The organism is Pseudomonas sp. CNPSo 3701 (assembly GCF_028674975.1).
Taxonomy (GTDB): domain Bacteria; phylum Pseudomonadota; class Gammaproteobacteria; order Pseudomonadales; family Pseudomonadaceae; genus Aquipseudomonas; species Aquipseudomonas straminea.
In genome coordinates, this window is record NZ_JAQZSI010000002.1 from 156,015 (window position 1) to 175,283 (window position 19,269).

The window sequence follows — 19,269 nt, forward strand, 5'->3', positions numbered from 1 at the left end:
CGAGGATTCCGATGCAAACCATCATTTTTGCAGGCATGTATAGGGGGGCAGTTGAAGACCATGCCTGACCACTATCTGTGGGAGCGTGCGGGGACGCCCAGTCCATGCGCGGGAAATCACGGGCATGGCCCGTTCCCACAACAACAGTGCGCGCGCTTTCACGCATCCAAAAAAATCCCCACGCAGAGGGGCGTCCGCGTGGGGCAGGGGGCCGGCGATGCGGCCGGGAGGGAATGGGGTACTCAGGTGGCCGGCTGCCAGCCGCCACCCAATGCCTTGTAGATGGCGACGATGCCCTGGTACAGCTCGACCTCGGCCTGGGCCTGGCTGTCTTCAGCCGCCAGGCGTTCACGTTCGGCGTCGAGCAGCACCAGGAAATCCGCTGTGCCTTCGCGATACTGCAAGGCGGCCTGGGCGGCAGCGGCGCGACTGGCCTCGGACTGGCGCACCAGCGACAGCAGTCGCTGCTGGCGTTTGCCGTAGTCGCTGAAGGCGTTCTCCGATTCTTCCAGGGCCAGCAGCACCTGCTGCTCGTAGCTTGCCAGGGCGCCGTCCGCATCCGCTTCGGCGCCGCGCAGGCGGGCCCTGACGCTGCCCAGGTCGAACGCGGCCCAGCTGATGGTCGGTGCCACGCCCCAGGCGCGCGCTGCCGAGGAGCCGAGTTGCGAGCCGCGCCCGGCGGTAAAGCCGAGGAAGCCGGACAGGCTGACCCGCGGGAACAGGTCCGCCGTGGCCACGCCGACCTGAGCAGTGGCTGCCGCCAGCTCGCGTTCGGCGGCGCGTACGTCCGGCCGGCGGCGCAGCAGCTCGCCCGGATCACCGATCGGCAGCGCCTTGGCGATGGCCGGCAACGGACGCGGCGCCAGGTCCACGCTGAGTTGCTCCGGACGTTTGCCGAGCAGGGTGGCGATGCGGTTGCGCGCCCGTACCTGCTGCGCCTGCAGTTGCGGAATCGTCGCTTCGGTGGCCGCCAGGCGGGCGTCGGAGCGCAGTACGTCCAGCTCGCTGCCCATGCCGACTTCACGGCGACGCTCGATGATGTCCCGCGACGACTGCTGGTTCTGCAGATCGGAACGGGCGATGCCTTCGCGCAACTGCGCTCCACGCATGGTGCCGTAGGCGTCGACCAGCTCGGCGATCAGGCTGACCTGCAGTTGCTGGTAGTCGGCCTGGGCCACCTCGATCTGCGCCTCGCTGGCTTCCAGCTGCCGCTGGATGCGCCCGAACAGATCAAGCTCCCAGGCCATGTCCAGGCCCAGGTCATAACGCTCGGCATTGACCCGCTGCTCGGTCACACCGGGCTGCTGGGCCTTGCCGATCTCGCTGCTGGCCCGGCTGGTCACGGTGGGCAGGCGGTCGTTGGCGACGTCGTCGCGAATCGACCGGGCGGCGCGCAGGCGGGCGTAGGCCACGCGCAGCTCGCGGTTGTCCTGCAGCGACTGCTCGACCAGCTGGTTGAGGGTCGGGTCATCGAACTGCTGCCACCACTGCGCCTCGAAGCGGGCGGTGTCATAGCGGCCCTGGGCCGCTTGCGCCGACACCACGGTGGCGTCCTGCGGCGCCTGGTAGTCCGGGCCAACCGCGCAGGCGCTGATGGCCAACGCCAGGGCGGTGATCAGCAGCGTACGTGGCACGAGGTGAGTCATCGAATTCATGCTTGGGCCTCCTGCAGACGGGCCTGTTGTTTACGCGCCTGGCGCTTTTCCACGAAGCCGCGAATCAGCACATAGAACACCGGGGTGAGCAGCAAGCCGAAGAAGGTCACGCCAAGCATGCCGCTGAACACCGCAACACCCATGGCGTGGCGCATTTCCGCACCAGCGCCGCTGGAGATGACCAGGGGCACCACACCCATGATGAAGGCGAAGCTGGTCATCAGGATCGGCCGCAAGCGCAGGCGGCAGGCTTCCAGCACCGCGGCGACGCGGTCCAGGCCGTGTTCCTGCTGTTCCTTGGCGAACTCGACGATCAGGATGGCGTTCTTGCACGCCAGGCCGACCAGTACGATCAGGCCGATCTGGGTGAAGATGTTGTTGTCACCGCCGGACAGGATCACCCCGGTGATGGCCGACAGCAGCACCGTCGGTACGATCAGGATCACCGCCAGCGGCAGGCTCCAGCTTTCGTACTGGGCGGCCAGTACCAGGAAGGCCAGCAGTACGCAAAGCGGGAACACGAACAGCGCGGTATTGCCGGCGAGGATCTGCTGGTAGGTCAGCTCGGTCCACTCGTAGCTCATGCCGTTGGGCAGCTCTTCCTTGAGCAGCTTGGCCATCGCCGCTTCGGCCTGGCCGGAGCTGTAGCCGGGGGCTGCCGCACCGTTGATCTCCGCGGTTATGAAACCGTTGTAGTGCATCACCCGGTCGGGGCCGGAGGTGTCGCTGACCTTGACGAAGGTCGACAGCGGGATCATCTCGCCACGGTTGTTGCGCACCTTCAGCTGGCCGATCTGCTCGGCGTCCAGGCGGAAGCGCTGGTCGGCCTGCACGTTGACCTGGTAGGTCCGGCCAAAGCGGTTGAAGTCGTTGGCGTACAGCGAGCCAAGGTACACCTGCATGGTGTCGAAGATGTCATCGATGGCCACGCCGTGGGTCTTGGCTTTCTCGCGGTCGAGGTTGGCTTCCACCTGGGGCACGTTGACCTGGTAGCTGGTGAACAATCCGGCCAGCTCCGGCACGTTCTGGCTCTTGGCGATGATGTTCTGGGTCTGCTTGTACAGTTCTTCGTACCCCAGGCTGCCTCGGTCCTGCAGCTGCACGCGGAAGCCGCCAATGGTGCCCAGGCCCATCACCGGCGGTGGTGGGAAGATGGCGATGTAGGCTTCCTGAATGCTGGAGAACTGGCCGTTGAGGTCGGCGGCAATGGCGTTGGCGCTCAGCGAGGCGTCCTTGCGCTGGTCGAAGTCCTTGAGGGTAACGAACACGATGCCGCTGTTCGGGCTGTTGGTGAAGCCGTTGATCGACAGGCCCGGGAACGACACGGTGTTTTCCACGCCGGGGTGCTTGGCGGCGATGTCCGACATGCGCTTGATCACCGCTTCGCTGCGATCCAGGCTGGCGGCGTCCGGCAACTGGGCGAAGGCCACCAGGTACTGCTTGTCCTGGGGCGGCACGAAGCCGGTCGGCGTGCTGGAAAAACCCATATAGGTCAGCCCCATCAGCCCCGCGTAAAGAATCAGCGCGATGCCGCTGCCGCGCACCACCCGGCGCACGGTGCCGACGTAGCCATGGCTGGCTCGCTCGAACACGCGGTTGAAGGGGTTGAACAGCCAGCGCCCGAACAGGCGATCGAGCACCATCGAGAAACGGTCCTTGGGCTCGTGATGACCTTTGAGCAATACGGCGGCCAAGGCTGGCGACAGGGTCAGCGAGTTGAAGGCCGAGATCACCGTGGAGATGGCGATGGTCAGCGCGAACTGCTGATAGAACTGCCCGGTGAGGCCGGAGATGAACGCGGTCGGCACGAACACGGCGCAGAGCACCAGGGCGGTGGCGACGATGGGCCCGGTGACCTCCTTCATGGCCTGGCGGGTCGCCTCCAGCGGCGTCTTGCCGAGGCCGATGTTCCGTTCGACGTTCTCCACCACGACGATGGCGTCGTCCACCACGATACCGATGGCCAGTACTAGCCCGAACAGCGACAGGGCGTTGAGCGAGAAGCCGAACATGTGCATGACCGCGAAGGTGCCGATCAGCGACACCGGTACGGCGGCCAGGGGAATGATCGAGGCGCGCCAGGTCTGCAGGAACAGGATCACCACCAGCACCACCAGCACGATGGCTTCGAGCAGGGTGTGCACCACCGCTTCGATGGAGCCGCGTACAAAGATGGTCGGGTCGTAGACGATTTCGTAATCCACGCCTTCCGGGAAGCTCTGCTTGAGCTCGGCCATGCGCTCGCGCACCGCATCGGAAATGGCGATGGCGTTGGAGCCCGGGCGCTGGAAGATCGGCATGGCCACGGCGGGTTTGTTGTTGAGCAACGAGCGCAGGGCGTATTGCTTGGAGCCCAGCTCGATGCGGGCGATGTCCTTGAGGCGGGTGATCTCGCCGTTCTCGCCGGCGCGCACCACGATGTTCTCGAACTCTTCCTCGCTGACCAGACGGCCCTGAGTATTGATCGACAGCTGGAAACTATTGTCGCTGGCAGCCGGTGGGGCACCCAGGGAGCCGGCCGCTACCTGGCGGTTCTGCTCGCGGATGGCGTTGACCACATCGGTGGCGGTCAGCCCGCGGGAGGCGACCTTGTCCGGGTCCAGCCACACGCGCATCGAGTAGTCACCGAGGCCGAACAACTGCACGTCGCCTACGCCATCGAGGCGAGCCAGCTCGTCCTTGATGTTCAACGAGGCGTAGTTGGACAGGTAGAGCATGTCGTAAGCGTCGTTGGGCGAGGTCAGGTGCACGACCATGGTCATGTCCGACGAGGCCTTGTCGACCGTCACGCCGAGGCGCTGCACTTCGGTGGGCAGCGTCGGCATGGTTCGGGTCACGCGGTTCTGCACCTGCACCTGGGCGGTATCCAGGTTGGTGCCCAGGGCGAAGGTGATGGTCAGCGTCATGCGGCCGTCATTGGTCGCCTGGGACGACATGTAGAGCATGCCCTCGACGCCGACGATGGCCTGTTCGAGCGGCGAAGCCACGGTTTCGCCGATCACCTTGGGGTTGGCACCGGGGAAGTCGGCACGCACCACCACGGTGGGCGGCACCACCTCCGGGTATTCGCTGATCGGCAGCTGGAACAGCGAGATGGCACCGCCGATCAGGATGATCAGCGAGAGCACGGCGGCAAAGATCGGCCGCTGGATGAAGAACTGCGAGAAGTTCATCGTTAATGTCCTTTTGATACAGGCACAGCCCAGCCTGCCCACGCCATGGGCGGCGCGAGCAGGTTCTCGGGTAGGAAGTGGGAGAGGGCGAGGCCCGGTGTTACTTGAGGCTGACTTTCAGGGGTTCGTCATTGCGCGCCGAGGCTACGGCCTTGCGCTGCTTTTCCAGCGTCGCCAGGGTTTTCTCGTCGGCCATCGGTACGCTCTGCGGGTCCACGGTGCTGCCCGGTATCGCGCGCTGCAGGCCATTGACCACCACGCGGTCGCCCTTGGCCAGACCACTGCGGACGATGCGCAGCCCTTCGAGCTTGGGCCCCAGCTCCACGGAGCGATAGGCCACGGTGTTGTTGTCACCAAGTACCAGCACGAACTTCTTGCCCAGGTCGGTACCGACAGCGACATCCTGGATCAGCATGGCGTCGTAGGTATCGCTACCCACCAGCTTCAGGCGCGCATACAGGCCCGGGGTGAATTGGCCGTCACGGTTGTCGAACACGGCGCGGCCCCGGATGGTGCCAGTGCGCGGGTTGACCTGGTTGTCGAGAAAGTCCAGCTGGCCCAAGTGCGGGTTGCCGGCTTCATTGGACAGGCCCAGGTAAACCGGGCTCTTGCCGCGGCTGTCATGGCCGGCCTTGCGAGCCAGTTCGGTGTACTTGAGGAAGGCGCGCTCGTCGGCGTCGAAGTAGGCGTACACCTTGTCGGTGGAGACCAGCGAGGTGAGCAGCGATTCGCTGGCGGTCACCAGGTTGCCGGCAGTCACTTCGGCGCGGCTTACGCGGCCATCGATGGGCGCGGTGACGCGGGTGAAGCTGAGGTTCAGGCGGGCGTTGTCGAGTTCGGCCTGGATGCCGGCCACCGCGGCCTTGGCTTCCTCGGCGGCGGTTTTGCGCGCTTCGGCCAGCTCGGTGGAAATCGCGTTGCTTTCACGCAAGCGCTCGCCACGCTGGGCTTCCTTGCTGGTGCGGGCCAGGTTGGAGCGAGCCTGCTGCAGCTGGGCTTCGAGGCGTTTGACCTCGGCCTGGAAAGGGCGCGGGTCGATCTGGAACAGCAGGTCGCCTTTCTTCACCAACGCGCCTTCGGTGAAGCTCACCTTGTCGATGAAACCGGAGACGCGCGGGCGAACCTGAACCGATTCCGGGGCTTCCAGGCGACCGGTGAACTCATCCCACTCGTTGAGCGGCTGTTCGATGACCTCGGCGACGCTGACTTTGGGCGCCGGCATCTGCTGTGCGGTTTCCTGGGATTTGCCACAGGCGGCGAGCACCAGGGCGGCGGTAAGGGCGAGGGGAAATTGCCAGAGTCTTGTAGTGGGCTGTTCCATGATTGAGATCCGCCAGGAGGAGAGAAGTGATGGAGGCGGAGTCTGGTCGCTGCAACATTTCTGAACGAATCGAACGACACGAAGATAAATATCATCACCAATGATGATATTACCCAATGGAATATAAATAGAAAGCTAGCTATCTATTTGGTCTAGTCCAATCAACCGGGTTACTTCGCTTATTCGAGGCTGTCCGGATCACCAAAGAACATCTGAATGCGCGAGCGCAGCCAGCGCTCGGCCGGATCGTTGTCCTGGGCGCCGCGCCAAGCCATGGACATTTCGAAGCTGTCACTCTCGAAAGGCAGGTCCTCGGCGCGCAGGCCACCGGCGGCGGTGAGCGCGGATGCGGTGTAGTCAGGCACCACGGCGATCAGATCGGTACCGGCGAGCAGGGTGCCAAGGCCGTTGAACTGCGGCACGGCGAGCACCACCTTGCGGGTTCGGTCGAAGCGCGCCAACTGATCATCGATGAAACCGTTGAGGTCGCCGGCGAACGACACCATGGCGTGGGGGCGGGCGCAATATTCATCGAGGCTGAGCTTGCCGGGGATGGCATCAGCGCGCAGCAGCTTGGGCTTGCTGCGCCGCAGGGTCTTGCGCTTGGCGTTGGCCGGCAGCTCTTCGGTATAACTGACGCCTACCGATATCTCGCCGGAAGCCAGCAGGTTGGGCATCAGCAGGTAGTTGGCGCGGCGCACTACCAGCACCACGTTGGGCGCCTCGGAGCGCAGGCGCCGCAGCAGGGCTGGGAGCAGGGCGAATTCGACATCGTCCGACAGGCCAACGCGAAACACCGCATTGCTGGTGGCCGGGTCGAATTCGGAAGCGCGGCTGACCGCCGTGGAGATCGAGTCCAGCGCCGGCGAGAGCAGGGCGAAGATTTCCTGCGCACGGGCAGTCGGCTCCATGCTGCGGCCAGTGCGCACGAATAGCGGGTCGTCGAACAGGTTGCGCAGCCGCGATAACGCCGCGCTGATCGCGGGCTGGCCAAGAAACAGTTTCTCGGCCGCACGGGTTACGCTGCGCTCATGCATCAGCGTTTCGAACACGATCAGCAGGTTGAGATCGAGACGTCGCAGGTCGTTGCGGTTCATCCGGGTTCCAAATGTGCGGGCTTGCCAGAGCGGGACGCTAGTGAGAGCCTTGTGCGCCAATAGTACGAGCACTTGAGCGTATTGGGAAAGACACCGGCATATCGGCATAACCACACGTTCTGGCAGCCTATATCACTGCGAGGCATGACGACTATTACTCGTGCCGGGTGGTGTGACATAAGGTCTGCAGATAAAGTCGAGTCCATTGAATGACCCAGTCCGCGATCAGTTGAGGTTGACGATGTCCCGCATGATCCGTTTCCACAAGTTCGGCGACGCCAGCGTATTGCAGTGCGAAGAAATGCCGACACCCACTCCGAACGCCGGGGAGGTGCTGGTACGTGTCCAGGCGCTTGGCGTCAGCTGGGGCGACGTGTTGTGGCGCCAGAACCTGGCGTCCGAAGAAGCCAAATTACCCTCCGGTGTCGGCTCCGAGCTGGCCGGTATCGTAGAAGCCGTGGGCGAGGGCGTTGACGACCTCCCTGTCGGCACGCCGGTCGCCGCATTCCCGGCCAACACGCCCAACCGTTACCCGACCTGGGGTGACGTGGTGGTGGTGCCGCGCTATGCGCTGACCCGCTACCCGGACGTGCTCAGCCCGACCGAAGCCAGCATCCATTACACCGGCCTGCTGTTCGCCTATTTCGCGATGGTCGACCTGGCCAAGCTCAAGGCCGGCCAGCACGTGCTGATCACCGAGGCCTGCCATTGCCTGGCGCCGCAGTCGGTGCAGCTGGCCAAGGCGCTGGGCGCCAACGTCATTGTGTCGACCAGCGTGCCGGGCAGCCGTGAGTTCCTGCGTGAGCTGGGCGCCGACAAGATCATCTTCACCGAAGAGCAGGATCTGGTGCTCGAGGTCGAGCGCTACACCGAAGGCAAGGGCGCCGAGGTTATCCTCGATCACTGCGCCGGCCAGCAGCTCAAGCTGCTCGGTGACGTGGCGGCCACCCGCGGCAAGCTGATCCTTTACGGGCTCAACGGTGGCAACGACACCGCGTTCCCGGCCTGCGCCGCATTCAAGAAGCACCTGCAGTTCTTCCGTCACTGCGTGCTGGACTTTACCGGCCATTCGGAGCTGGGCATCGAGCAGGATGAACACGCCGTGCAGCGCGCTTTGGACCACATCAACGAGCTCACCGCCAAGGGCTTGCTCAAGCCACGTGTCGACAAGACCTTCCCCTTCGAGGAATTCGCCGAGTCGCACCGCTACATGGAAGCCTGCCCGGATCGCGGCCGCGTCGCCCTGACGCTCGAGTGACCCCACCGCATACGAAAAAGCCCGGCATCGGCCGGGCTTTTTTGTGGGGCGACACGTCCTTGTGTCAGGCCTCTAGCATCACGCAGATCCATTGCGTTTTGATGACGTGCGCGTGTTGGAGCGTCAATAGATCCTAACTGCTCTCACGCACCCGCAGCTCGAAGCCCAGGTCGATACTGGGTGTGACGGGGCGGCCATCGAGCATTTTCAGTAGCAGGTTGGCGGCCTCGCGGCCCACCTCGGTGCGCGGCGTATGGATCGACGACAGGCGCGGCACGGTATGCGCCGAAGCCGGCAGGTCGTTGAAACCGACCATCGCCACGCGCCCCGGCACCGCCATCTCGCAGCGCTGTGCTTCGAACAGCGCGCCCTGGGCCAGGTCGTCGTTGCAGAAGAAGATGCCGTCGACATCCGGATGGCGCTGCATCAAATCGCGAAACAGCTGGCAGCCCAGGCCGATGGACGAGGGCAGGGGATGCAACAGCTCCAGGGCCGGGTCGTAGACGCCGGCGGCCTGCAAGGCGCGGCGAAACCCTTCGCCGCGTTGCATTACCCGCGGGTCCAGCTGGGCCGCCACATAGGCGAGCCGCCTGCGACCTTGCTGCAGCAGATGCCTGGCCGCGGCTTCACCGGCCGCCTGCTGGGAAAACCCGACGCTAGCGATACCCGGCGCAGCGCTCAACTCCATCATGTGCACGCAAGGAATACGGCTGGCGCTGAGCAGGTGTCGTGTGCCTTCGGTGCGGTCGAAACCAGTCAGCAACATGCCCATTGGCCGGTACGGCAGGTAGTTGCGTACCAACCGTTCTTCCTCGTCGCGGCAGTAGTGATAATCGCCGATCAGTACTTCGATGCCTCTTGGGCGCATCACCTCATGGATAGCCTCAAGCGGCTCGACGAACAACTGGTTGGACAGCGACGGCACCAAGACCACCACCGAGGTGCTGCGCGCCGACGCCAGCATGCGCGCCGCGGGGTTGGCCACATAACCCAGTTCATCGGCTGCTTGGCGTACCCGCTCGGCGAAATCGGCACCGACCGTGGTCACGCCGCGCAGCGCTCGGGACGCGGTGATCGTGGAGACGCCAGCGCGTTCGGCGACCTGCGCCAGGGTCGGCATGCCAAGGGTGCGGGAGCTGCTGTGCGTCGGAGATTTCATCGGCAGGGGTTGTCATCGGCCAGAATTGCTGGTTAAGGTAGCGCTGTCTCAAGGGCTTTTCAATCGAGCGCGATGCGCTTGTAGTCCCTGAGCAGCAGGAACCGGCGAATAACAGTTACAACATCTGAAGCCGCTGTCTCGCGAACGATTTATCCGCCAAAGATAGCGCTGTCTTCTGCTGGAGTTACACGATGAGCAAACCGATAACCGCAGTGGTCGTCATGGGCGTTTCCGGATGCGGCAAGAGCTGCGTCGGCGAGTCGATCGCCAACCATGTCGGCGGTTACCTGATCGAAGGTGACCAGTTCCATCCGCCTGCCAACATCGAAAAGATGAGCGCCGGCATTCCCCTCGATGACGATGATCGCGCCGACTGGCTGACCCGCCTGGGTCAGGAACTGGTCAGGACACTCGAAAGCCATCCTTACCCTGTACTCACTTGCTCGTCGCTCAAACGCAAGTACCGCGAACGGCTGCGTGCGGCTGTGCCCGGTCTGGGCTTTGTGTTTCTCGAGCTATCCCGCGAAGAGGCCGCCAAGCGAGTCGGCAACCGGCCTGGCCATTTCATGCCAGCCAGCCTGATCGACAGCCAGTTCGACACCCTGGAGCCGCCTTTAGGCGAGCCTTCAACCCTGGCGCTGGATGCCACGCAACCCATCGACACTCTTGGCCGCAAGGCCGCTGACTGGTGGCGGACCTCGAACAACGACCGCTGACCGTGCAACCCATGCATCTCCCATAACAACGACAAGTGGAGGCGACATGAAAACGATTCACCAGGCTGACCCTTACACCCAACTCCATCCTCGCCAGCTAGCGACTATAGAGGAGGGCGCTCATCATGAATGAGACGACCACCCTGGGCGCAGGCCCGCTGCTGGGCATCGCCGTCGGCGCTGTACTGCTGCTCCTGCTGCTGATCATTCGTTTCCGACTGCATGCCTTTCTGGGGTTGCTGCTGGTGAGCATCGTCACCGCACTGGCCACGCAGATTCCCTTCGACAAGATCGTGCCGACGCTGCTCGGCGGCTTCGGCACCACCCTGGCTTCCGTGGCGCTGCTGGTCGGCCTGGGAGCGATGATCGGGCGTCTGCTAGAAATCACCGGCGGCGCTCAGGTGCTGGCGGACACGCTGATCAACAAGTTCGGTGAACACCGCGCGCCATTCGCACTGGGCGTCGCGTCTCTACTGTTCGGCTTCCCGATCTTCTTCGATGCCGGCCTGGTGGTCATGTTGCCGATCATCTTCAGCGTGGCCAAACGCTTCGGCGGCTCGACACTGACCTACGCATTGCCGGCAGCCGGCGCCTTCGCAGCGATGCACGCCCTGGTGCCACCACACCCAGGCCCGGTCGCCGCGGCTGAACTGCTGGGGGCGAACATCGGCTTGCTGGTCATCGTTGGCACCTTGATCGCCATTCCGACCTGGTATTTTGGCGCTTATCTGTTCGGCCGCTGGGCCGGCAAGCGTTTCGACCTCAAGCTGCCCGCTAGCTTCCTGACCGACCTGCCGCGCGACGAGAACGTAGCGCCACCAGCGTTTTCGCTGGTCATGGCCATCCTGCTGTTGCCATTGCTGCTGATCTTCCTGGATACCGGCCTCAATACCCTGACCGTCATCGGCGCCGTCGATGGCGGCAGCACCTGGGTGCAATTCCTGCGCATGCTCGGCAAAACGCCGGTCGCGCTGCTGATCACCGTGCTCTTCGCGCTGGTTGCGTTTAGCGGCCGGCATAGTCGCAAGCACCTGGAGAAGGTGTGCGAAGGCGCGCTCGGACCGATCTGCTCGATCATTCTGGTTACAGGGGCAGGGGGCATGTTCGGTGGTGTGCTGCGCACCAGCGGTATCGGCGATGCCTTGGCCGATGTGCTGTCGGATACCGGCATGCCAGTCATCATCGCGGCTTTCGTGATCGCCGCGGCGCTGCGCGTGGCGCAAGGTTCGGCGACGGTCGCGCTGACCACTACCGCCGCGCTGGTTGCACCATTGGTGGCAGCCACGCCAGGGCTGAGCGAGTTCGACCTGTGCTTTATCGTCGTGGCCATCGCCGGTGGCGCCACGGTGCTGTCTCACGTCAACGACTCGGGCTTCTGGCTGGTCAGCCGCTTCCTGGAAATGGATGAGAAGACCACGCTGAAAACCTGGACGGTGATGGAAACGCTGCTCGGCGGCATCGCCTTCCTGTTGGCGCTGATCGGCAGCCTTATCCTCTAGCGCAAGAACGCCGAGGATTTCATCTCAGCAGCCTGCGATGAGATCCTTGGCACAACATTCAGGCTCGACTATTGCCCATTGCGCGCCCACCTCATGCACCGCATCGAGAGTCACTTTTCGATTAATCGACGCGGGCAGCGGCCACATTGAAGGGCCTGACGGCTGGGACTGATCTCGTAAAGAACACGGTCGCTAAAAGACTGAACCCGGATCGTCGCCACGGTGGTCGAATGACTTCAACTCACACAACCAGCCGGCAGAGGTTTTCAATGCGCAACCGTTTGGTAAGAGCGGTAAAGGCGACCATTATCGTCGGCGGATTCTTTTGCGCCTGTCTGTTCGTATTCATCGCCGTCGGCATTCTGATGGGTGCATGATTTACGACTGCTGAGCTTGTGAATGGAGATGCGAACGCCCTGGTGAGGAAACGTTGGTTTTGAGCGTTGAAAACTGACTGGGGAAGCCTGGCAAAGCTCAGAGCAAAACTTCGCATAATGTATATTATGTTAAATTATGTATGACAAACGTTCACGCTCATTCACCTTGCTCCTCACTCTGCCTTCCAATTGAGCAACTTCCCTGCGGCTCTCTATTCACCTGTTATCCAGCGACACGGACTTCCATCTGACGCTACAAGTGATAGTCGCCCGCCGCCTCCGGCTGATAAAGCACCTTCCTGATCTCGATCTGCCGCGTGCGGCCTGCGATGCGCCAGTCGATGGCGTCGCCTTCCTGATAGCCCAGGATGGCGGCGCCGAGGTCGGAGCACACTGAGTGCTTGCCGGCGCTGCTGTTGGCGTCTTCGGGGTAAACCACGGCCACTTCGATCTCTTCATCGTCCAGTTGCACCAGGGCTCTGGAATTCATGGTGATGACAGTGCCCGGCACCTGATCCGGCTCGACGACCACGGCGCGTTCGAGCTCGTGTTCAAGTTGGACGACCGGGCCTTCCTCCAGCGCGATCAGGTTATCGAGCTTGGCCTTGTCCATCTCGGTTATGTAGATCCCCGGCGCATCGCGAAAAGCGTCTTCACGGAGCAGCTGCAGATATCGCGCGGCGGTCATCGTCCATGACGTCATGGTCGGCGTTTCGCTCTCAAGCTCGAAGCCGCTGCGCTCAAAGGCCTTCTGCGAGCGCAGGTTTTGCGGATGAATATTGGCGATGAGTTTCTCGGCGCGCATGTCGAGAAAGGCCAGTTTCATGCCTTCGCGGATGGTGCGAGTACCGAGGCTGCGGCCCCATTTTTCACTGTCACCGATGGCCAGGACGATCTCGCATTCCTTGCCGGTCTTGATCAGACGGACGAAGCCCACCGGCTCGTCGTACCGGTCATAGGCCATGAAGAAACGGCCATCGCGGTTGAACAAATGGGTCAGGATCGGCAGTTGAGTCCGCTCGATGGTGTGTTCGATGGTGCGGGAAACGTCGCGTGAATCGCTCAGGTAGCAGGTAACGCGATCATCTTCCAACCAGTCCATCAGCTTCAGCGCATGTGCCCGAGTAATTTCAGGGCACAGCGAAATGAAAGGCTTGTTCATCTTCACCACACAGATTTGAGGATTTAAAGCCCTTCATGGCTATGGCCATGACGGTTCTTTCGGCAACCCGCTAGTTTAAAGCATCAGGCGTGTGATTCCGACCCTTCTGCGCGTTTGGCTTGGCTCGCTTATTGAGCGCCCCGCTGCGCCTCATCGCCCTCTCCCGCCTTGAACAGATGCTCGAAGCCGCGCAGCGTGCTGTCCACGAAGCGACTGTCGCTGGTGGAACTCGGCAATTGCAGCACGCCGTGGATCACCAGTGAGGCCAGGCCGTGGGTGTAGGACCAGCCAGCCAGGGCTGCGCGACGCACTTCCGGACTGTCGATGCGCTGATTGAGGATCTCGGCGATGATCCGTTTGAGTTCACCGAAAGCCTCATCGCGGGCTTCACGGTATTCGACCGGCATGTCCTCGCTGCCCAGTTCGGGGCCGAACATCAGTTGATACAACGCAGGATTGGCGCGTGCGAAGCTGAAATAGGCCAGGCTTGCGTCGCGCAGCTTGAGCAGGCCACTGCTGCCCTGCTCCGCCGCGCGCAGCGCAACCGCCAGTTCGCGAAAACCCTTGCCCGCCAGGTGGCCGATCAGCTCGGCGCGGTTGGCGTAGTGATGGTAAGCCGCCGTGGAGCTCACCCCAACGCGTTCGGACACCCCACGCAGCGACAACTTGGTCGGCCCGACTTCCTCGAGCATCTCGCGCGCTGCGCTGAGCAGCTGAGGCGCCAGGTTACCCACGTGGTAGGTGTCGCGAGAACGCTGAGGTCGCTTGCTCATGGAAAGGCTCTGACTGGACGGACAGGAAAGGCTTGGATCTTACCATTCATAAATATCTTGACGCTGATAAGATTGCAATCTTGGCATCGCTCAAATCGTCATCGAGAGGTGCACCATGATCGCAACCTACGAATGTTTCGCCTTAAGCGTCGAAGCCGGTATCGCCCACCTGCAATTGAACCGCCCTGACAAGGCCAACAGCCTGACCTGGGCTTTCTGGAGCGAGCTGCCGGCCGCGGTCGATGAGCTGAGCCGCTCTGGCCAGGTGCGCGCCATGGTGATTTCCGCCCAGGGCAAGGTGTTCTGCGGCGGCCTGGACATACAGATGTTTTCCTCGGCAAAGGAGTTTCACGCCGCCAGCGCCCAGGAACGGGAGATGCTGCAGCTCAATCTGGAGCGCATGCAGGATGCGCTCAATGAGCTGGAGAAGGCCCGCTTCCCGGTGATCGCGGCGGTGCAAGGCACCTGTGTCGGCGCCGGTTTCGACCTGATCGCCGCCTGCGACTTCTGCTTCGCCAGTGACGGCGCGAAGTTTCGTATCGAGGAAACCAACGTCGGCATGATGGCCGATCTCGGCGTGCTGCAGCGCCTGCCACGGCTGATTCCGGCCGGTGTCGCCCGCTACCTGGCCCTGACCGGCGACACGCTGAACGCGGCCGATGCGTACAGCATGGGCCTGCTCGCCAAGCTGTTCGCCACGCCCGAAGAACTGCTCGACGGCGCCTTCGCCGCGGCCAGGCGGATTGCCGAGCGCCCGCCCATCGCCATCAACGGCATCAAGCGCGCGATGCTCTACAGCCGTGATCACGGTGTTTACGAGTCCCTGCAGCACACGGTGCTGTTGCAGAGTTCGATCCTCAGCGGCCAGGACATTCTGCGTTCGGTGCAGGCGCGGGCCACCGGCGCGTCGGCAGAATTTGCCGATCTACTCGAATTGCCAAAGACCTTCTGACGCATTCTTTTTAACCAAATCTTATCGCTGATAAGTTTGAGGTGAGTGATGAAGCATTACGACGCCGTGGTCATCGGCGCCGGCAACGCCGGGCTGACCGCTGCCACCGCTCTGCAGCGCGGTGGCAGCCGCACACTGCTGGTCGAGCGCCACAATATTCCGGGCGGCTGCGCGACCTCCTTCGTGCGTGGCAACTTCGAGTTCGAGGTGGCCCTGCATCAGCTCAGCGGCCTGGGCACCGAAGACAAACCCTTCGTGATGCGCAAGTTCTTCGCTAATCTGGGCGTTCTCGACAAGGTGCAGTTCATTCAGGAACACGCGCTGTATCGCCTGGTGGTGCCGGGCGAGCTGGACGCCACCCTGCCCGCCAGTTGGTCAGGCATCCGCCGTCTGCTGCAGGAGCTGTACCCGGCCGAAAGCGAAGCCATCGAGCGCTTCATGCTGGTGTGCGAGAAGGTCAGCCTGGAAAGCTTCATGACCCTGCCTCAAGCGCGCCGCGCCAATAGCGAGGCGGCTCTCAACTCGATGTGCCCCTACTTCGTGAAGTACGGCTTTCGCCCGGCGCGTGAGGTGCTGGACGAATTCTTCAGCGACGCCAAACTCAAGCACGTGCTCGCCACCTACTGGCTTTATCTAGGCGTGGCGCCAAGCATGTTGCCGTTTTCCGACCTGGCGGTGATGCTCTACGCCTACGCGGTGTTCAAGCCCTGGCATATCAGGGGCGGCTCCCAGGCGATGTCCAACGCGCTGGTCGAGTCGTTCATCGAAGCCGGCGGCGAGGTGCGCTTCAACTGCGCCGTGCAGAAGATCCATACCCGTGACGGCCGGGTCAGCGCCGTCAGCCTGGAAGGCGGCGAAACCGTGAGCTGCACGGCAGTGGTTTCCAATGCCAGCCCGCTGATCACCTTCAACGAGCTGCTCGATCTGGAGCAGCCGCCGCTGCCGATCCGTGAGGATTTCAAATCGCGGCGCATGGGCACCTCGGCGTTCGTGATCTACCTCGGCCTGGACTGCACGCCCCAGGAGCTGGGCGTCACCACGGCGTCGAGCTTTATCTACGAGACGCCCGACGAAGAGCAGATCCACGCCCGCATGGGCAGCTTGGAACCGCCGCTGGGTGGCATGCTGACCTGCTACAACCTCGAAGACCCGAGCGCTGCGCCGCCTGGCAAGAGCCAGGTGGTGCTGGTGTGCCTGCAGTACGGCGACGTGTGGAAGGCGGTAAAACCCGAGGACTACGCGCAGACCAAATATGCCTTCGCCGAGAAGCTCATCGCGCTGATCGAGAAGGTCTACCCCAAAGTGCGCCAGTACATCGTGGAAGTCGAAGTGGCCACGCCGCTGACCATGATGCGCTACCTCAACACCCCGGGCGGCGCCATCTACGGTTTCCAGCAGAGCGCCCAGGATTCCAGCCTGCTGCGCGAGCGCCTGGACGCGGTGCCCGGCCTCTATAGCGCCGGTTCCTGGACGACCATCGGCGGCTTCCAGCCGACCTACATGGCCGGCGAATCCACCGCCAGGGCCGTGCTCAAGCAATTGAAGGCCCACAAGGCGAACGAGGTGGCACATGTCTGAGCACAACGCGCTGAATCTGATCGCCGGTTACTCCGCCGCGGCTGCCGCCAAACAGGCGCTGGAGCGTAGTGGCAGTGATTTTCAGGAGGTACGCGGCGAAGTAGGCAACGCCGTGGTGCAGCTGCATCCCAAGCGCCTGCAACTGGAAGTGGCCGAGATCATCGAGGAAACGCCGAGCACCCGCACGCTGCGCCTGGTATCGATCGATCGCCAGCCGCTGCCACCGTTCCAGGCCGGCCAGTACGTCAACATGTTCGTCGACATCAACGGTGTGCGCACGGCCCGGCCGTACGCCATGTCGTCTTCGCCGCTGCAGCGCCTGCATTACGACCTGACCATCAAGCGCGCCGAGGGGGGCTTCGTCTCGGGCTATCTGCTGGATCAGGTGACGGTCGGCCAACGCCTGACCAGTTCCGGGCCGATGGGCACCTTTCATCACAACCCGCTGTTTCATGGCGACGATCTGGTGTTTCTCGCCGGCGGCTCGGGTTCGGCGCCGGCGCGCAGCATGCTGCTGAACATCCTCGAACGCGGCCTGACGCAGCGCTTTCACATGATCTACGTGAACAGCCACACCGATGACGTGATCTACGCCGAGCAACTGCGCGAGTTGGCGGCGCAGCATGACAACCTCACCCTGAGCGAAGTCATCACCCGCCCGCCTGTCGGCTACACGGGGCGCAGCGGCCGACTTAACCGCGAGATGCTCGCTGAACTGCTGGATGTGCCCGACGGCAAGATGTTCTACATCTGCGGGCCGACGCCCTTCAACGACAGTTGCGTGGCGCTGCTCGGTGAGCTGGGCGTACCACGCCGGCGCCTACGTGTGGAAGCCAACGGCGCGCCCAAGTGGCCTAACGCCCAGGCCGGCTGGCCTGAATCGGTGGCCATGGACGACGAAGTGCAGATCACCGTGCAGGGCCGCGGCAGCTTCCGCAGCCGGGTCGGTGAGCCACTGCTCAACGCCCTGGAACGCAACGGTTACTTCGTCGAAAACGCCTGCCGCTCAGGCGAGTGCAGCCTGTGCCGGGTCAAGCTGGTGTCCGGCTCCGTGTTCAACCCGCAGGAAGCGCACCTACGCGCCTCCGACCGCGATTTCGGCTGGATTTATAGCTGCGTGGCCTTCGCCACCAGCGATATAGAAGTGCTGCTTTAACGCCGTGCTCGTTAAGATGCGCGGCCGATAAACCTTTACGAGTCGATTGAATGACCATCGCGATGGCCGCGCTGTGCCTGGTTCTGGCCTGTTTTACCGCCTACTACCTGGCCACCGCCGCACGCCGGCCGCAGCTGATTTACCAGGCCAACGCGCATAACGCCGACCTGCTGGCCAAGGTGCCGCGACTGACCCAGCGCTACTGGGTAACGCCCTGGCTGATCAACGGCCATCTGCAGATTCTTGTAGCCGGCATTCAGGAAGCGCTCTCTCCTCGCCTGGTTTACGACCACGCCGAGACGCTGCGCATGAGCGATGGCGGCACCACCGCGCTGCATTGGCTGGGCACCGAATTGCCGGAGCAGGTGCCGACTCTGGTGGTGCTGCACACCATCACCGGCTCGCCGCAAAGCATGCGCGTGTTCATGCGCGACATGCGGCGCCTGGCCGGTTGGCGGGTGGTGCTGTGCGAGCGTCGCGGCCATGGTGAATTGCCGTTGACCAGCCCGCGCTTCAATACCATGGGCGACACCGAAGATCTGCGCGAGCAACTGGAGTTAATCAGCGAGCGTTACCCACACTCCCCGCTCTACGCTGCGGGCGTTTCGGCCGGCACTGGCCTGCTGGTGCGTTACCTGGGCGAGCAAGGCGAAGACACGCCGCTAAGGGGCGCCTTCGCCTACTGCCCCGGCTACGATATTCAAGTCGCCTTCGCCCGGTCGCGGGCTCCATACAGCCGGGTGATGGCGAGAAGGCTGGTGCGCCAGTTCGTGACGCCGAACCGCGAAGCGCTGTCGACCTGGCCCAGCCTGGCACAACTGGAAGGCGCGCAAAGCCTGGATGAATTTCATCAGCACCTCTACGAATGCGCCGGCTACCCCAGCTGGCAGGCCTACCTGGACGGCTGCAACCCGGTGGCGCTGATGGAGCGGATCAGCGTGCCGCTGCTGGTGCTCAACGCCGAGGACGATCCCGTCTGCGTGGCCGACAATGTGCGCGAACACCAGGACGCCATGGCGAGGATGCCGAAAACCTTGCTGGCAGTCACCTCCCGCGGCAGCCACTGCGCTTATCTGTCCGGACTCAGCGCCCGCCCCTGGGCCCATTATCTGGCGGCGGAATTTCTGCAGGCGGTTCACACCGGCACTGATCGATAAGCTGCCAGATACTGAGTCATACCCGCCCACTTTCTGATTCAGTAAGCAATGCTGCCTTGCTCGCCTCTAACTGCGCGAGGCAGCTACCCGTCGGCACGCGCACCAATAGGCTGCAGCCAAAAACATGACGTTTGAGAAAACCTACTATTGGCACCTTGCCAACTTAGTTAATTGATCTGAATTTGGCGCCAAATAATAAACAGATAAGACAACTGATGATTTAAAAGAAGAATTTA

The 19,269-nt window shown here is 63.0% G+C and carries 13 protein-coding genes and 1 pseudogene; 7 read left to right on the forward strand and 7 right to left on the reverse strand.

What is annotated here, in order from left to right:
* Nucleotides 1-242: 242 nt before the first annotated feature.
* From PVA39_RS07530 to PVA39_RS07545, 4 genes are all read right to left on the reverse strand, one after another.
* On the reverse strand, nt 243-1,655 hold the full coding sequence (locus tag PVA39_RS07530; RefSeq protein WP_274123552.1) for an efflux transporter outer membrane subunit: 1,413 nt from the start codon (nt 1,653-1,655) through the stop codon (nt 243-245).
* A complete protein-coding gene (locus PVA39_RS07535) occupies nt 1,652-4,828 on the reverse strand; it encodes an efflux RND transporter permease subunit (RefSeq protein ID WP_274123553.1) in 3,177 nt (1,058 codons plus the stop codon). Before PVA39_RS07535 ends, PVA39_RS07530 begins: the two co-directional genes overlap by 4 nt.
* Nucleotides 4,829-4,928: 100 nt before the next feature.
* Nucleotides 4,929-6,149 (reverse strand): multidrug efflux RND transporter periplasmic adaptor subunit MexE, encoded by a 1,221-nt coding sequence (gene mexE / locus PVA39_RS07540; RefSeq protein WP_274123554.1) that lies wholly within the window; start codon nt 6,147-6,149, stop codon nt 4,929-4,931.
* 179 nt (nt 6,150-6,328) lie between these two features.
* Nucleotides 6,329-7,246: a LysR family transcriptional regulator gene (locus PVA39_RS07545; protein ID WP_093504721.1), complete on the reverse strand. Its 918-nt coding sequence runs from the start codon at nt 7,244-7,246 to the stop codon at nt 6,329-6,331.
* 241 nt (nt 7,247-7,487) lie between these two features.
* Between PVA39_RS07545 and PVA39_RS07550 the strand changes: the two genes are divergently transcribed.
* On the forward strand, nt 7,488-8,504 hold the full coding sequence (locus PVA39_RS07550) for a zinc-dependent alcohol dehydrogenase family protein (protein ID WP_274123555.1): 1,017 nt from the start codon (nt 7,488-7,490) through the stop codon (nt 8,502-8,504).
* Between the two features lie 133 nt (nt 8,505-8,637).
* Here PVA39_RS07550 and PVA39_RS07555 read toward each other — a convergent pair whose 3' ends face one another.
* Complete coding sequence (locus PVA39_RS07555; RefSeq protein WP_274123556.1) at nt 8,638-9,663, reverse strand: LacI family DNA-binding transcriptional regulator; 1,026 nt, start codon at nt 9,661-9,663, stop codon at nt 8,638-8,640.
* A 221-nt stretch (nt 9,664-9,884) separates the two neighbouring features.
* Here PVA39_RS07555 and PVA39_RS07560 point away from each other — a divergent pair, with 221 nt between their 5' ends.
* Nucleotides 9,885-10,379 (forward strand): gluconokinase, encoded by a 495-nt coding sequence (locus tag PVA39_RS07560; RefSeq protein ID WP_274123806.1) that lies wholly within the window; start codon nt 9,885-9,887, stop codon nt 10,377-10,379.
* 125 nt (nt 10,380-10,504) lie between these two features.
* Nucleotides 10,505-11,878: a GntP family permease gene (locus PVA39_RS07565; protein ID WP_274123557.1), complete on the forward strand. Its 1,374-nt coding sequence runs from the start codon at nt 10,505-10,507 to the stop codon at nt 11,876-11,878.
* A 630-nt stretch (nt 11,879-12,508) separates the two neighbouring features.
* Here the strand turns inward: PVA39_RS07565 and PVA39_RS07570 are convergent.
* Both PVA39_RS07570 and PVA39_RS07575 read right to left on the reverse strand, forming a co-directional pair.
* Nucleotides 12,509-13,466, reverse strand: a pseudogene (locus tag PVA39_RS07570) (GNAT family N-acetyltransferase).
* Nucleotides 13,467-13,545: 79 nt separating this feature from the next.
* On the reverse strand, nt 13,546-14,190 hold the full coding sequence (locus PVA39_RS07575) for a TetR/AcrR family transcriptional regulator (RefSeq protein WP_274123558.1): 645 nt from the start codon (nt 14,188-14,190) through the stop codon (nt 13,546-13,548).
* 115 nt (nt 14,191-14,305) lie between these two features.
* Between PVA39_RS07575 and PVA39_RS07580 the strand changes: the two genes are divergently transcribed.
* From PVA39_RS07580 to PVA39_RS07595, 4 genes are read left to right on the forward strand one after another with little or no spacing between them, the layout of a single operon-like run.
* Complete coding sequence (locus PVA39_RS07580; RefSeq protein WP_274123559.1) at nt 14,306-15,142, forward strand: enoyl-CoA hydratase-related protein; 837 nt, start codon at nt 14,306-14,308, stop codon at nt 15,140-15,142.
* Between the two features lie 48 nt (nt 15,143-15,190).
* Nucleotides 15,191-16,720 carry a phytoene desaturase family protein gene (locus PVA39_RS07585; RefSeq protein ID WP_274123560.1) on the forward strand — a complete coding sequence of 510 codons (1,530 nt, stop codon included), beginning with the start codon at nt 15,191-15,193 and terminating at the stop codon, nt 16,718-16,720.
* Nucleotides 16,713-17,876 (forward strand): FAD-binding oxidoreductase, encoded by a 1,164-nt coding sequence (locus PVA39_RS07590; RefSeq protein ID WP_274123561.1) that lies wholly within the window; start codon nt 16,713-16,715, stop codon nt 17,874-17,876. The genes PVA39_RS07585 and PVA39_RS07590 overlap by 8 nt, the downstream gene beginning before the upstream one ends.
* Nucleotides 17,877-17,926: 50 nt before the next feature.
* Nucleotides 17,927-19,033, forward strand: a complete 1,107-nt coding sequence (locus PVA39_RS07595; protein ID WP_274123562.1) for a YheT family hydrolase — start codon at nt 17,927-17,929, stop codon at nt 19,031-19,033.
* Nucleotides 19,034-19,269 lie beyond the last annotated feature (236 nt).